General features: G+C 44.5%; 9 protein-coding genes and 1 pseudogene. 8 read left to right on the forward strand and 2 right to left on the reverse strand.

Translation table 11 applies throughout. The annotated features are described in order from the left end of the window. Positions 1-6 precede the first annotated feature (6 nt). From I2I04_RS18705 to I2I04_RS18730, 6 genes are all read left to right on the forward strand, one after another. The gene (locus I2I04_RS18705; protein ID WP_195655652.1) at positions 7-2484 is read left to right on the forward strand and encodes a glutaminase domain-containing protein; all 2478 of its coding nucleotides are present in this window, start codon (positions 7-9) and stop codon (positions 2482-2484) included. A gap of 8 nt (positions 2485-2492) precedes the next feature. Beyond that, a complete protein-coding gene (locus tag I2I04_RS18710) occupies positions 2493-4784 on the forward strand; it encodes a GH92 family glycosyl hydrolase (RefSeq protein ID WP_195655653.1) in 2292 nt (763 codons plus the stop codon). Positions 4785-4831: 47 nt separating this feature from the next. Then, a complete protein-coding gene (locus tag I2I04_RS18715; RefSeq protein WP_223225813.1) occupies positions 4832-6250 on the forward strand; it encodes a glycoside hydrolase family 125 protein in 1419 nt (472 codons plus the stop codon). A 144-nt stretch (positions 6251-6394) separates the two neighbouring features. Further along, positions 6395-7525, forward strand: a complete 1131-nt coding sequence (locus I2I04_RS18720) for an aldose epimerase family protein (RefSeq protein ID WP_143256857.1) — start codon at positions 6395-6397, stop codon at positions 7523-7525. A 142-nt stretch (positions 7526-7667) separates the two neighbouring features. After that, positions 7668-9722 carry a beta-L-arabinofuranosidase domain-containing protein gene (locus I2I04_RS18725; RefSeq protein WP_195655654.1) on the forward strand — a complete coding sequence of 685 codons (2055 nt, stop codon included), beginning with the start codon at positions 7668-7670 and terminating at the stop codon, positions 9720-9722. 26 nt (positions 9723-9748) lie between these two features. Then, positions 9749-10837: an acyltransferase gene (locus I2I04_RS18730; protein ID WP_195655655.1), complete on the forward strand. Its 1089-nt coding sequence runs from the start codon at positions 9749-9751 to the stop codon at positions 10835-10837. 181 nt (positions 10838-11018) lie between these two features. On the opposite strand, the gene I2I04_RS18735 is transcribed toward I2I04_RS18730, so the two are convergent. Next, positions 11019-12362, reverse strand: a complete 1344-nt coding sequence (locus I2I04_RS18735; protein WP_195655656.1) for a VapE domain-containing protein — start codon at positions 12360-12362, stop codon at positions 11019-11021. A gap of 333 nt (positions 12363-12695) precedes the next feature. Here I2I04_RS18735 and I2I04_RS18740 point away from each other — a divergent pair, with 333 nt between their 5' ends. Beyond that, the gene (locus I2I04_RS18740; protein WP_143256861.1) at positions 12696-13331 is read left to right on the forward strand and encodes an HU family DNA-binding protein; all 636 of its coding nucleotides are present in this window, start codon (positions 12696-12698) and stop codon (positions 13329-13331) included. A 223-nt stretch (positions 13332-13554) separates the two neighbouring features. On the opposite strand, the gene I2I04_RS18745 is transcribed toward I2I04_RS18740, so the two are convergent. Continuing rightward, entirely contained in the window at positions 13555-13890 is a 336-nt protein-coding gene (locus I2I04_RS18745) for a hypothetical protein (protein WP_229127017.1), read from the reverse strand. Between the two features lie 3 nt (positions 13891-13893). Between I2I04_RS18745 and I2I04_RS18750 the strand changes: the two are divergent. Further along, positions 13894-14322: pseudogene (locus tag I2I04_RS18750) on the forward strand (TlpA family protein disulfide reductase); the annotation flags it as partial. Positions 14323-14329 lie beyond the last annotated feature (7 nt).

A 14329-nucleotide genomic window follows, 5' to 3' on the forward strand; every position in this document is an offset into this window, starting at 1 on the left:
TAAATTATGAAACAACAACTGATGATGCTGTTGCTGGGAACAGCTTCTGTACTTTGTAGCTGTGAGACCCAGATAGAACAGCACGAGAAGAATGAATTACGTGCTCCGGCATATCCGCTGGTGACGATCGATCCTTATACCAGTGCATGGTCCACTACGGACAATCTGTATGACAGCCCTGTGAAACATTGGACAGGCAAGGACTTTCCTTTGCTTGGCGTTGCGAAAGTAGACGGACAAACCTACCGTTTCATGGGAACGGAAGAGCTGGAACTAAGACCTTTGGTGAAGACATCCGAACAAGGTAGCTGGACGGGAAAGTATACCACTCAACAGCCTGCTGACGGATGGCAGAATGCCGGATTTAATGATAAAGCCTGGAAAGAAGGCGAAGCTGCCTTCGGAACCATGGAAAATGAACATACTGCCAAGACCCAATGGGGTGAAGAATTTATCTGGGTACGCCGGGTGGCTGATATTCAGGAGGATTTGACAGGGAAGAATGTATATCTTGAATTCTCTCATGACGATGACGCTATCATTTATATCAACGGCATCAAAGTAGTAGATACAGGTAATGCTTGTAAAAAGAACGAGCGGGTGAAACTGTCTGAAGAAGTGGTCGCTTCTTTGAAACCGGGTGAAAATCTGATTGCCGGCTATTGTCGTAACCGGGTAGGAAACGGATTGCTGGATTTCGGCTTGTTGGTAGAACTGGACGGTTACCGTTCTTTCCATCAAACAGCGCAACAAACTTCTGTAGATGTACAACCCATGCAGACTTATTATACATTTACTTGCGGTCCGGTAGATTTGAAACTGACATTTACCGCTCCTATGTTCATGGATAATCTGGACTTGTTGTCACGTCCGGTCAACTACATTTCTTATGAAGTAGCCTCCAATGACGGTCAGAAACATCAGGTTGAGTTGTATTTCGAAGCATCTCCACAATGGGCAATCGACCAACCTCACCAGGAATCTGTTGCTGACAGCTTTACTGACGGTGATTTGTTATTCCTTCGTACCGGAAGCCGTAATCAGGATATTCTGAAGAAAAAGGGTGATGATGTTCGTATCGACTGGGGACATTTCTATCTCGCGGCAGAAAAGGAAAACAGCACTTATGCAATCGGTGACGGCAGAGAGCTGCGGAAGAACTTTGTAGCCAATAAACTGGAAGCTCCTACCACAAATGGTTATGATAAACTGGCTTTGGTACGTTCATTGGGCGAAACACAAAAAGCTGATGGCCACCTGTTGATCGGATATGATGATATTTATTCTATCCAATACTTTGGTGATAACCTGCGTCCCTACTGGAACCGTGAGGGCAATGAAACGATTGTTTCCCAATTCCAGAAAGCGGAGAAAGAATACAAGACGCAAATGAAGAATAGCGCTGCTTTTGATAAGAAACTGATGGAAGAAGCTACTGTTGCCGGTGGACGTAAATATGCTGAACTTTGTGCATTGGCTTATCGCCAGGCATTGGCAGCTCATAAACTGGTACAGGCTCCGAACGGTGACTTGGTATTCCTTTCTAAGGAGAACTTCAGTAATGGTTCCATCGGAACGGTCGACCTGACTTATCCGGGAGCTCCGTTGCTTTTATACTATAATCCGGAATTGGTGAAGGCTACTATGAACCATATCTTCTATTATAGCGAAAGCGGAAAATGGGCGAAACCATTTGCTGCACATGATGTCGGTACTTATCCATTGGCTAACGGCCAGACCTATGGCGGTGATATGCCTGTAGAAGAATCGGGTAATATGGTAGTGCTGGCTGCTGCCATTGCAAAGGTAGAAGGTAATGCAGATTACGCACAGAAACATTGGGAAACTTTGACCACATGGACAGACTATCTGGTAGAGAACGGACTTGATCCGGCCAACCAACTTTGTACCGATGACTTTGCAGGTCACTTTGCACACAATGCCAACCTTTCTATCAAAGCGATCATGGGGGTTGCTTCCTACGGTTATCTGGCAGATATGCTGGGTAAAAAAGACGTGGCTGAAAAGTACACACAGAAAGCGAAAGAAATGGCTGCCGAATGGGTGAAAATGGCTGATGATGGTGACCACTATCGTCTGACATTTGATAAGCCGGGAACATGGAGCCAGAAGTATAACTTGGTATGGGATAAACTGTTGAATCTGCAAATCTTCCCTAAAAATGTTGCAGAAACGGAAATAGCTTACTATCTTTCGAAGCAAAATAAATATGGTCTTCCGTTGGATAACCGTGAAACATACACAAAAACCGACTGGATCATGTGGACAGCTACATTGGCAAATGACAAGGCTACCTTTGAGAAATTTATCGAACCCGTATATCTGTTTATGAACGTTACACCTAACCGTGTTCCGATGTCCGACTGGGTGTTTACAGATGAACCGAATCAGAGAGGCTTTCAGGCACGTTCCGTTGTAGGTGGATATTATATTAAGATGCTTGAAGGAAAATTGATTAAATAACACACACCATGAAGAAACTAGCTCTATTCGCTTTTACGTTACTTAGTGCGTGGAGTATGACTGCAAAAACAATTACCGGACCGGTGGACTACGTTAGTCCACTGGTTGGTACGCAGTCAAAGCACGCATTATCTACCGGAAATACTTACCCCGCCATTGCGCTACCCTGGGGAATGAACTTTTGGGTTCCGCAGACTGGTAAAATGGGCGATGGATGGGCGTATACGTATGACGCTGACAAGATCAGAGGATTCAAACAAACCCATCAACCAAGTCCCTGGATCAATGATTACGGTCAATTTGCCATTATGCCGGTAACCGGTAAGGCAGTATTTAATCAGGATGAGCGTGCCAGTTGGTTCTCTCACAAAGCTGAAACGGCTACTCCTTATTATTATAAGGTATATCTTGCCGATCATGATGTAGTGACCGAAATCGCTCCGACAGAGAGAGCGGCTGCTTTCCGTTTCACTTTCCCCGAAAACGACCATTCTTACGTAGTGGTAGACGCCTTCGATAAAGGCTCGTTTGTGAAAGTAATCCCTTCGGAGAACAAGATTATCGGCTATACCACAAAAAACAGCGGTGGTGTTCCTGCCAACTTTAAAAACTACTTTGTACTGGTATTCGACAAACCGTTTACTTATACGGCTGCCGTAGCCGGCGGTGTGATTGACACCAACAAACTGGAAGCGACAGACAATCATGCCGGCGCACTGATCGGTTTCAAAACCCGCAAGGGCGAACAGGTAAATGTGCGTGTAGCTTCTTCTTTTATCAGTCCCGAACAGGCGGAGCTGAACCTGAAAGAACTGGGTACGGACAATATTGAACAGATTGCAGCAAAAGGCCGCAAGGTATGGAACGATGTTCTGGGACGTATTGAAGTGAAAGATGATGATATCGATCATTTGCGTACCTTCTACTCTTGTCTGTATCGTTCGGTATTATTTCCCAGAAGTTTCTACGAGATAGATGCAAAAGGAGACGTGATGCATTATAGCCCTTATAACGGCGAAGTACTTCCGGGATATATGTTTACCGATACCGGTTTCTGGGATACGTTCCGTTGTCTTTTTCCATTTCTTAACCTGATGTATCCATCCATGAATACGAAGATGCAGGAAGGACTGGTGAACACTTATAAGGAAAGCGGCTTCCTTCCGGAATGGGCGAGCCCCGGCCATAGAGGTTGTATGGTTGGAAACAACTCCGCTTCCATCGTTGCCGATGCTTATTTGAAAGGATTAAAAGGATATGATATCGAGACGCTGTGGGAGGCCGTGAAACATGGAGCGAATGCGGTGCATCCGAATGTTCGTTCTACCGGACGTCTGGGATATGAATATTACAATAAACTGGGATATGTGCCTTATAACGTAGGTATTAACGAAAATGCAGCCCGTACATTGGAATATGCTTATGATGACTGGTGTATCTATCAACTGGGCAAAGCCTTGAAGAAGCCGAAAAAAGAGATCGAGGTCTTCGCAAAGAGAGCGATGAACTATAAGAATCTTTATGATCCCGAACACAAGTTGATGCGCGGTAAGAATGAAGACGGTACGTTCCAGTCTCCGTTCAATCCGTTGAAGTGGGGTGATGCCTTTACGGAAGGTAACAGCTGGCATTACACCTGGTCGGTATTCCATGATCCTCAAGGTCTGATCGACCTGATGGGAGGTAAAGACGGATTCAACCAGATGATGGACTCTGTATTTATTCTGCCTCCGATTTTCGATGAAAGCTATTACAGAGCCGTTATTCATGAAATCCGTGAGATGCAGATAATGAATATGGGTAACTATGCACATGGTAATCAACCGATTCAGCACATGCTCTATATGTACAACTATTCCGGGGAACCCTGGAAAGCGCAACATTGGATTCGTGAAGTGATGGACAAACTTTATACTCCTGCTCCCGACGGTTACTGCGGTGATGAGGATAACGGTCAGACTTCCGCCTGGTATGTATTCTCTGCCATGGGATTCTATCCGGTATGTCCGGGTACGGATGAATATGTTTTGGGTACTCCTTACTTCAAGGAGATGAAGCTGCATCTGGAAAACGGAAAGACGGTGTCTATCTCTGCTCCGAATAACGGAGACGACAAGCGTTACATTTCATCGATGACGTTGAATGGCAAAGAATACACCAAAAACTACCTGACTCATCAGGATTTGTTGAATGGCGCCACCATTTCTTTCAAAATGGACGCAACCCCCAATCAGCAACGTGGTACCAAAGAGTCCGATTTCCCTTATTCTTTCTCTAACGAACTAAAAAAGAAGAAGTAATCATGAAGAAACAAATCAAATATATCAGCGCAGGTATGCTGGCAGGTATGCTTCTCTGTGGCGGGGAGCTGCAAGCCTCCAACCGTATGCCGGAAATGCATGTATGTCTGGCGGATGCCATTCAGAAAGATAACCGCCCGGAAATATCCAATCGCCTGTTCCGTTCCAATGCGGTAGAGAAGGAGATTCTCCGTGTACAGAAACTTTTAAAGAATGCGAAGTTGGCATGGATGTTTACCAACTGTTTCCCGAATACACTGGATACAACCGTACATTTCCGTAAAGGAAGCGATGGCAAACCGGATACGTTCGTATATACGGGCGATATTCATGCCATGTGGTTGCGTGATTCCGGTGCGCAGGTATGGCCTTACGTGCAATTAGCTAATTCGGACCCCGAACTGAAAGAAATGCTGGCAGGAGTTATTCTCCGTCAGTTCAAATGTATCAATATCGATCCGTACGCGAACGCTTTTAATGACGGTGCTATTCCTGACGGTCATTGGATGAGCGACCTTACGGACATGAAACCGGAGTTGCACGAACGTAAATGGGAAATTGACTCCTTATGCTATCCGTTGCGCTTGGCCTATCATTACTGGAAGACTACCGGAGATGCGAGCATATTCAATGAAGAGTGGATTCAGGCAATCACTAATGTCCTGAAAACATTCAAAGAACAACAACGCAAAGACGGAGTAGGTCCTTATAAATTCCAACGTAAGACGGAACGTGCACTGGATACTGTGAGCAATGACGGTCTGGGAGCACCGGTGAAACCAGTCGGTTTGATTGTTTCCAGTTTCCGTCCTTCGGACGACGCTACTACGCTTCAATTCCTGGTTCCCTCCAATTTCTTTGCCGTATCTTCCTTGCGTAAGGCTGCCGAGATCCTGGAGAAGGTAAACAAGAAGACAGCCTTGTCTAAAGAATGTAAAGACCTGGCGCAGGAGGTGGAAACAGCTTTAAAGAAATATGCGGTGTATAATCATCCTAAATATGGTAAAATCTATGCGTTCGAGGTGGATGGTTTTGGAAATCATCATCTGATGGACGACGCCAATGTGCCGAGTTTGCTTGCGATGCCTTATCTGGGTGATGTGAATGTGAACGATCCGATTTATCAGAATACCCGCCGTTTTGTGTGGAGTGAGGACAATCCTTATTTCTTTAAAGGCAAGGCAGGCGAAGGAATCGGCGGACCGCATATCGGTTATGACATGGTGTGGCCGATGAGTATTATGATGAAGGCTTTCACAAGTCAGAATGATGCCGAAATCAAGACTTGCATTAAGATGTTGATGGACACAGATGCTGACACCGGCTTTATGCACGAATCTTTCCACAAGGATAATCCGAAGAAATTTACCCGCGCATGGTTCGCCTGGCAGAATACTCTTTTCGGTGAGTTGATTTTGAAGCTGGTTAATGAAGGAAAGGTAGATTTATTGAATAGTATACAGTAATATGCTGACATAGTAAATTGAACGCTGATAACGCGGATGATGCGGTTCTTTTTCTGATGCAAGATTAGAAAAAACGTGTTATCCGCGTCGTCTGCATCTAAATATGAATAGCTGAAAACTAATATTAAAAAAAACAATTGTATCATGAAAAAGTTATGTGTATGGGCAGTTGCCGCCCTTTTAATGGCAGCTTGTACTCCGAAAGCTGAAAAGGTTACAGATTCCGGTTTATTGCAGAGTAAATTCCAGACAGAAGTAGATGGAAAGAAGACTGATTTGTTCACTCTGCGTAACAAGAACAACATGGAAGTTTGTATCACGAACTTCGGTGGACGTATTGTTTCAGTGATGGTTCCCGACAAAGACGGACAGATGCGTGACGTTGTTCTCGGTTTCGATTCTATTCAGGACTATATCAGCAAACCTTCGGACTTCGGTGCTACTATCGGACGTTATGCCAATCGTATCAACCAGGGCAAGTTCACATTGGATGATGTAGAATATCAGCTTCCCCGCAATAACTACGGTCATTGTCTGCACGGCGGACCGCAAGGATTCCAATACCAGGTGTTTGATGCAGAATTGTTGAACCCGCAGGAATTGCAGTTGACTTACCGTGCAGAAGACGGTGAAGAAGGTTTTCCGGGAAACATCACTTGCAAGGTGTTGATGAAACTGACGGACGATAATGCCATTGATATTCAATACGAAGCGGAAACAGACAAACCGACGATTGTAAATATGACCAACCATTCCTATTTTAACCTTGAAGGCGATGCCGGCAACAATTCCGGTCATTTGCTGATGGTGGATGCGGACTATTATACTCCGGTGGACAGCACCTTTATGACGACTGGCGAGATCGTTCCGGTAGAAGGAACTCCGATGGATTTCCGTACCCCGACTCCGGTAGGCGAACGTATCAACGATTATGATTTCGTACAGCTGAAAAACGGCAATGGCTACGATCACAACTGGGTATTGAACACGAAAGGCGACGTAACCCGTAAATGCGCTTCTTTGAAATCACCGAAGACTGGTATCGTACTCGACGTTTATACTAACGAACCGGGTATTCAAGTATATGCAGGTAACTTCCTCGATGGTTCACTGACCGGAAAGAAAGGCATTACTTACAACCAACGCGCTTCCGTATGTCTCGAAACGCAGAAATATCCGGATACACCGAACAAACCGGAATGGCCGTCGGCTGTACTTCGCCCGGGCGAAAAGTATACAAGCCAATGTATCTTCAAATTCTCTGTTGATAAATAGGTTATAAAGGCAGTTCATGCCATTGAAGAACGGGTTGTCTGATCAGAGATTATCCGTTCTTTGCTTCGAATGTAATTTGTTGGTGTTCGATAGGGCTCATAGGAAAATTAGGATGATTTCCGGAATCAGTAGAATAGACGAAATGAAAAAAAATAAAACTAAAGGACTTTTTGCATCGATAGTGCTTGGAGTGGCAGTTACAGCTTGTGCGCCTGCTTCTTCTAGTGGTACGGTGACGGTAGTGGACAGACCGGACATACAGTCAGTCAATATCAATTATATCGGGTATCGTGCTCCGCTTCGACCGTTGAATTTTATAAAGTTACCAGTAGGTAGTATCCAGCCCGAAGGTTGGGTAAAGAAATATTTGGAATTGCAGCGTGATGGTCTGACCGGACATTTGGGAGAAATCAGTGCTTGGTTGGAAAAGGATAATAATGCCTGGTTGACGACTGGCGGAGACCACGGTTGGGAGGAAGTTCCTTACTGGCTCAAGGGGTATGGCAATCTGGCATATATCCTGAACGACCCGAAGATGATAGAAGAAACCAAATATTGGATTGAAGGTGTATTTGCCAGTCGCCAGCCGGATGGCTATTTCGGTCCGGTCAATGAACGTAACGGCAAACGCGAACTTTGGGCACAGATGATTATGCTTTGGTGTCTGCAATCTTATTATGAGTACTCTCAAGATCAACGTGTCATAGACCTGATGACGAATTACTTCAAGTGGCAGATGACCGTTCCCGACGACCAGCTTCTGGAAGATTATTGGGAAAAAAGCCGTGGCGGTGACAATATCATCAGTATCTACTGGCTTTATAATCATACCGGAGATGCTTTCCTGCTCGAGTTAGCCGAGAAGATTCACCGTAATACTGCCGACTGGACGAAATCCACCTCCTTACCTAACTGGCACAATGTAAATATCGCTCAATGTTTCCGTGAGCCTGCTACTTATTATATGCAGACCGGAGATTCAGCGATGCTGAAAGCCTCTTATAATGTCCATCATCTGATTCGACGTACTTTTGGTCAGGTTCCCGGAGGTATGTTCGGTGCGGACGAAAATGCCCGTTTAGGATATATTGATCCCCGTCAGGGAGTGGAAACTTGCGGCTTGGTAGAACAAATGGCTTCCGACGAAATCATGCTTTGCATGACAGGAGACCCCATGTGGGCGGAACACTGTGAAGAAGTGGCATTCAACTCTTATCCGGCTGCCGTGATGCCGGACTTTAAAGCATTGCGTTATATCACTTGCCCGAATCATGCTATCAGTGATTCGAAGAACCATCATCCGGGCATTGACAATCGTGGTCCGTTCCTTTCAATGAATCCTTTCAGCAGTCGTTGCTGCCAACACAATCATGCACAAGGCTGGCCTTACTTTGCCGAACATCTGGTATTGGCAACTCCTGACAACGGAGTGGCAACAGCTATTTATGCAGCTTGCAAAGCTACAGTGAAAGTGGGTGACGGTAAGAAAATCACTCTCTGTGAAGAGACGAATTATCCTTTTGAAGAAGGCATCACTTTCACGATTTCTACCGATGAAAAGGTCGCTTTTCCATTTTATCTTCGCATTCCTTCATGGACTCGAAAGGCGGAAGTTCGAGTGAATGGCAAGAAGGTAAGTGCAGCTCCTGTAGCGGGAAAATATCTTTGCGTCAATCGCGAGTGGGCGAATGGTGATCGTGTGGAATTGACTCTTCCGATGTCTTTGTCTATGCGTACCTGGCAGGTTAACAAAAACAGCGTGAGTGTAGATTACGGACCTTTGACTTTGTCTCTTAAGATTGCAGAGAAATATGTAGAGAAAGACAGCCGTGAAACTGCTATCGGTGATTCTAAATGGCAGAAAGGTGCTGATTCGAAGAAATGGCCTACTACTGAAATCTATCCGGATAGCCCTTGGAATTATTCATTGGTACTGGATAAGAAAGAGCCTTTGAAGAACTTCAAAGTAATCCGTAAATCCTGGCCGGCCGACAACTATCCTTTCACAGTAGCCAGTGTACCTTTGGAAGTGAAAGCTACCGGTCGTTTGGTTCCTGAATGGAAGATAGACGAAACAGGACTGTGTGGCGTATTGCCGGAAGAAGATGCGGTGAAAGGTGATAAAGAAGAAATAACATTGATCCCTATGGGTGCAGCACGGTTGAGAATATCTGCGTTCCCGAATACAAAAGAATAAACTAATAAATAGAAAACATAGAATAAATGAAACGTATTGTTTTTTTAGATTACATCCGTGTGTTTGCATGCTTTCTCGTCATCCTTGTTCATGCCAGTGAGAACTTCTACGGTGCTCCCGGATCCACTGATATGGCGGGACCGCAGTCTTTTCTAGCGAATGAAGCAGACCGGCTATGGGTATCAGTATACGACGGTTTTTCACGTATGGCGGTACCCCTGTTCATGATAGTCTCTGCCTTCCTGCTTGCACCGATGAAGGAAGAGCAGTCTATGTGGCAATTCTATCGCCAGCGCTGTCTTCGCATCCTTCCACCGTTTTTTATATTCATGCTACTGTACAGCACTCTACCTATGTTGTGGGGACAGATAGACGGAGAAACATCTATGAAGGACTTGTCGCGGATATTCCTGAATTTCCCGACGCTAGCCGGACACTTGTGGTTTATGTATCCCCTGATAAGCCTTTACTTGTTTATCCCTATTATATCCCCATGGTTGAGAAAAGCCACGGCTAAAGAAGAACGTTTTTTTATAGGGTTGTTTGTGTTGTCAACCTGTATACCTTATCTCAATCGTTGGTGCGGTGAAGTGTGGGGACAATGTTTCTGGAATGAATATCACATGTTGTGGTACTTCTCCGGTTATCTGGGCTATCTTGTTCTGGCGCATTACATTCGCGTACACCTTACCTGGAATCGTTCCAAACGTTTCACTATAGGAACCATTTTAATGGTAATCGGTGCTGTATGGACTATTTATTCATTCTATGTGCAGGCTATACCCGGCGAAATCCATTCCACACCTGTAATAGAAATAGGATGGGCTTTCTGTACGATTAACTGTGTGCTTCTCACAACGGGTACATTCCTTATGTTTACATGTATCAAACGTCCGCAAGCTCCCAGGTTGGTGACGGAAACATCAAAACTTAGCTATGGTATGTATCTTATGCACATATTCTGGCTCGGACTGTGGGTGACTGTGTTCAAAGATACGTTGGCGCTTCCCACTGTTGCCGCTATACCATGTATCGCAGTGGTTACATTTGTCTGTTGTTTTGTAACAACTAAGATCATATCGTTTATACCGGGCAGTAAATGGATAGTAGGATAAATATCCGGAAATAGTAAGAATCTGAATAGATCATCATGTTTTTTCTGATTTTCTATTCAGATTCTTATTATTTGTAGCTTATCTTCTCCTAATACTCTTTATTTCTTTTCACCTCTTTCACTCCTTTGTAAACTGTTATTTCCCAGTTTCTTACGGGTGAACCCTCCCTCTGTCTAGAGCTTTATGCCGCTTTCATCGGTTTCACCAAATATACATTCCCATATTTGGTGTGTTTGCGGGTGACCCCTGCCGCAAGCAAAACTTGCGCGAACGTAGCCGGATTACTTCCACGCATGGCAGCGGGGTTATACATCTTCAGTCTCCTGAATATGTCCGAAGCCGAGAGCCGTTCGCTTCCCTCTTCATCATCTTTAGCTATCCGGAAGCAGGCATGAAAGACTTCCTCTGCCGGACACGGATGATAAAAAGCAGCGTTATGGTGTTGCAGTTCTCGTTCCTCTTCTTTGGTGAACCAATAGCGAATGCCGGAGAGCAGTTCAGCTTTCAGTTGGGCATAGATCTGATCGTGCATGATACCTTCGCAATCGATCAGATGTTCTGCTTCAATGCAGATGAATCGCCGGCTACCGGTGGGATCGGTGAGCAAGTCAAAGCGGTTGCTTGTACCGATGAAAGAAGCGATGCGCGGCAAGTTGCGGAAATTCTTTTGATAAGCTTTGCAGATATTCAGGTTTGCCATTTGCATCAGATTCTTCAATAATGGCATTTGCTGTGTGCCGTACTTGTCAAATTCATCCATGTTCAGAAGTCCCATTTCGGCAAGTAACCTTTCGGATTTTCCTTGTGCAGACAGCTTCAGGTTGTCCATGTAATAACGTGACAGTGCCGGCGGCATCAGTGCCTTGCAAAATGTGGATTTTTGTCGTCCTTGCTCGTTGCTGACAAGTATGGGGGCTACGCTGTTGGCATGTATTCCCGTCATGCCTAACCATTGGGCGGTGAGTCCCAGCATCCAGGTATGGAAGCTTTTTATCCAGAGCTGATTGTCAGAGACACGCTGCGCCAAAGCCTCCAGTCTGTCTGTCCCATCCCAGCCGGGTAGTTCTTCCATGTAAAGCCGGAAAGGATGGTATTCAGGAATACAAGTGGAATAAATGTAACGGCTCAAGTCTTTATCCCAGCAGGATATGCCCTGGTCGTGTGCTTCCATACAGAAAGTGTTCAGTTCCCGCTTACTTACAGGTTCGAAAGGAACGGCACGCTTGTTGGCAGGACGATATTCCGTTTCTTCCGTCAATAGGTTGTAACGAAAATCATACTGTTTTTGCAGGAATGTACGTACCTCTTGGGTTAATCGGACCGGTTGTTTTCGTTCTGTCTCCTTCTCTCTTTCAGTAGGCGGTACTGTGTCCGGCAGGGGAACGGTATATTTATCTTCATGACATTTTAGCGTTTTCTGTAGCTCTTTGTCTGTTTTCTCAACTGCATCTTCTTTGTTCTCCTTCATCTGAAACAAGTTTAGTTCCTTCAATACCTGTCTCCATATCAATGTTATTGCATTCATTATTTTTTCTATTTTTAAGTGATTAAAATCGGTTTATTGTTCAGCGCTGATACTGCGAATGTACTATAGGATGATACCGGTTTGCAAGTATTTCTCCGGAAAAAATATTAATTTCTACGTACCTGAAGAAGTCGGCTTCTTATCATCCTTTTCTCTATTTTTTATCGTATCTTTGACGAAGAGTTATTGTTGATTCACTTTCGTGGTTCAATCAAATGACAAGAGTGATCTAATTGGATAACGATTGTGATTTAAATGAACCACAGTAGTGGTTTGATGATAAACTTAAAGTTTTTACATGAAATGTATTCACTATCAAAACGTTAACTGCTGATGGCTATACTTTACGATTGGTATGAGAATCCCGGTGAGTCCGACGATTCGGAAGAGAAAGGTTTGCATCCCCGCATTTTTTTGAATGGTAAGGTGGGAACGGATAAACTGTGCCGGATGATTCACGGACGCAGTTCGCTTTCCGTAGGTGATGTAAAAAATGCGTTCGAGATGCTTGCCCAAATTTGTGGTGAAGAACTGCGCGAGGGACGTGAGGTACATATCGAGGGGCTAGGCTATTTTGCCCCTATTTTGAGGAGCACGCAAAAGGTGACTCGCAGCACTAAGAACAAATGGTCGAAAATGGAGTTGAAAACAATCGGTTTTCGTCCCGATGCCCGTTTGCGGGGAGAACTGGTAGGTGTTAAGGGCAGCCGAAGCAAGTATGCACGCCATTCGGAATCCTTGTCGGCAGTGGAGATAGATATGCGGCTGAAGGAATATTTCGCCGATCATGACGTAATGCTTCGCTACGATTTTCAGGAAGTATGCTGTATGACACGGACTACGGCGAATCGTCATCTCCGGCGATTGCTGGAAGAAGGTAAATTGCGAAATATCGGCAAACGTATGCAGCCGATTTATGTGGCTGCGGCGGGTTATTATGGGGTATCTCGTGATGTGCTCCGGCGGTAAATGGAAACGATTTGAAGTGTGTCGGTGAAAGTGGTGAAAGCGTGATAGAAGGGCTTTTGTATGGTCGCTTTCACCCGCTTTCCTGCTTAGAATAGAGGTTTCAGGAAGAAGGTGAAAGCGGTGAAGGATGTAGTCTTATAGATGATTTACTTTCATTGTTTGATTGAATAGTAAGTTTTTTTGGGTTATCTGCTAAATTGATAATATATCTGCTTAGAGGGGATTATTTAATAGCATCGAACTTCAGTGTCCCGTTTACGTCGATAATTTTCAAAGTACGGTTACCCTTTATTCCCATATCAATGAAATTGACCTTGTATAAACCATTTCCCAATGCAGCTACTGATGTTACTTTAGATATGTCGCTTGGTCCGTCTTGCATACCTGTTCGGAAGTTCCATATCGCATATCCTTCGCCGTCATACTCGTAGTTATCTTTCAGCTGCTTTTGCAATTTGGCTGTACAATGCTTTTTTACTGCCGGAACATAATTCTTTGCTCCAAAAACGTAGTTTGCGTAGAAATCTTTGATGAACTGAATGGTTTTGCTATTGTCCACTTTAGGGATATGGATGCTAAGATAAAGATTGGCGAACGTTTCTTGGATGCTAAAGTGAAAGATAATATAGGTAACACGAAGCTCTTGTCCGATTATGTAGGTAAGGGAAAATATGTATTGATTGACTTTTGGGCTTCATGGTGCGGACCTTGCCGGCATGAAATGCCCAATGTGAGAGCTGCTTATGAAAAATATGCTTCTAAGGGATTTGAGGTGATTAGCATATCTACAGATCGGAAACTGAAACCTTGGAGGGCTGCTATTGAAGAACTTGGAATGAATTGGGCACAATTGTTGGATGTGGATGCTTCTGATATATATGGTATCTATGCTATACCCAGAACTTTCCTTGTAGATCCTACGGGGATTGTTATAGACAAAAATTTAAGGGGTGAAAAACTGGAGGAAGCTTTATCGAAGTTGTTTGAATAATCGTTGC

It is taken from the genome of Bacteroides sp. 1001136B_160425_E2 (genome assembly GCF_015559655.1).
GTDB lineage: Bacteria > Bacteroidota > Bacteroidia > Bacteroidales > Bacteroidaceae > Bacteroides > Bacteroides luhongzhouii.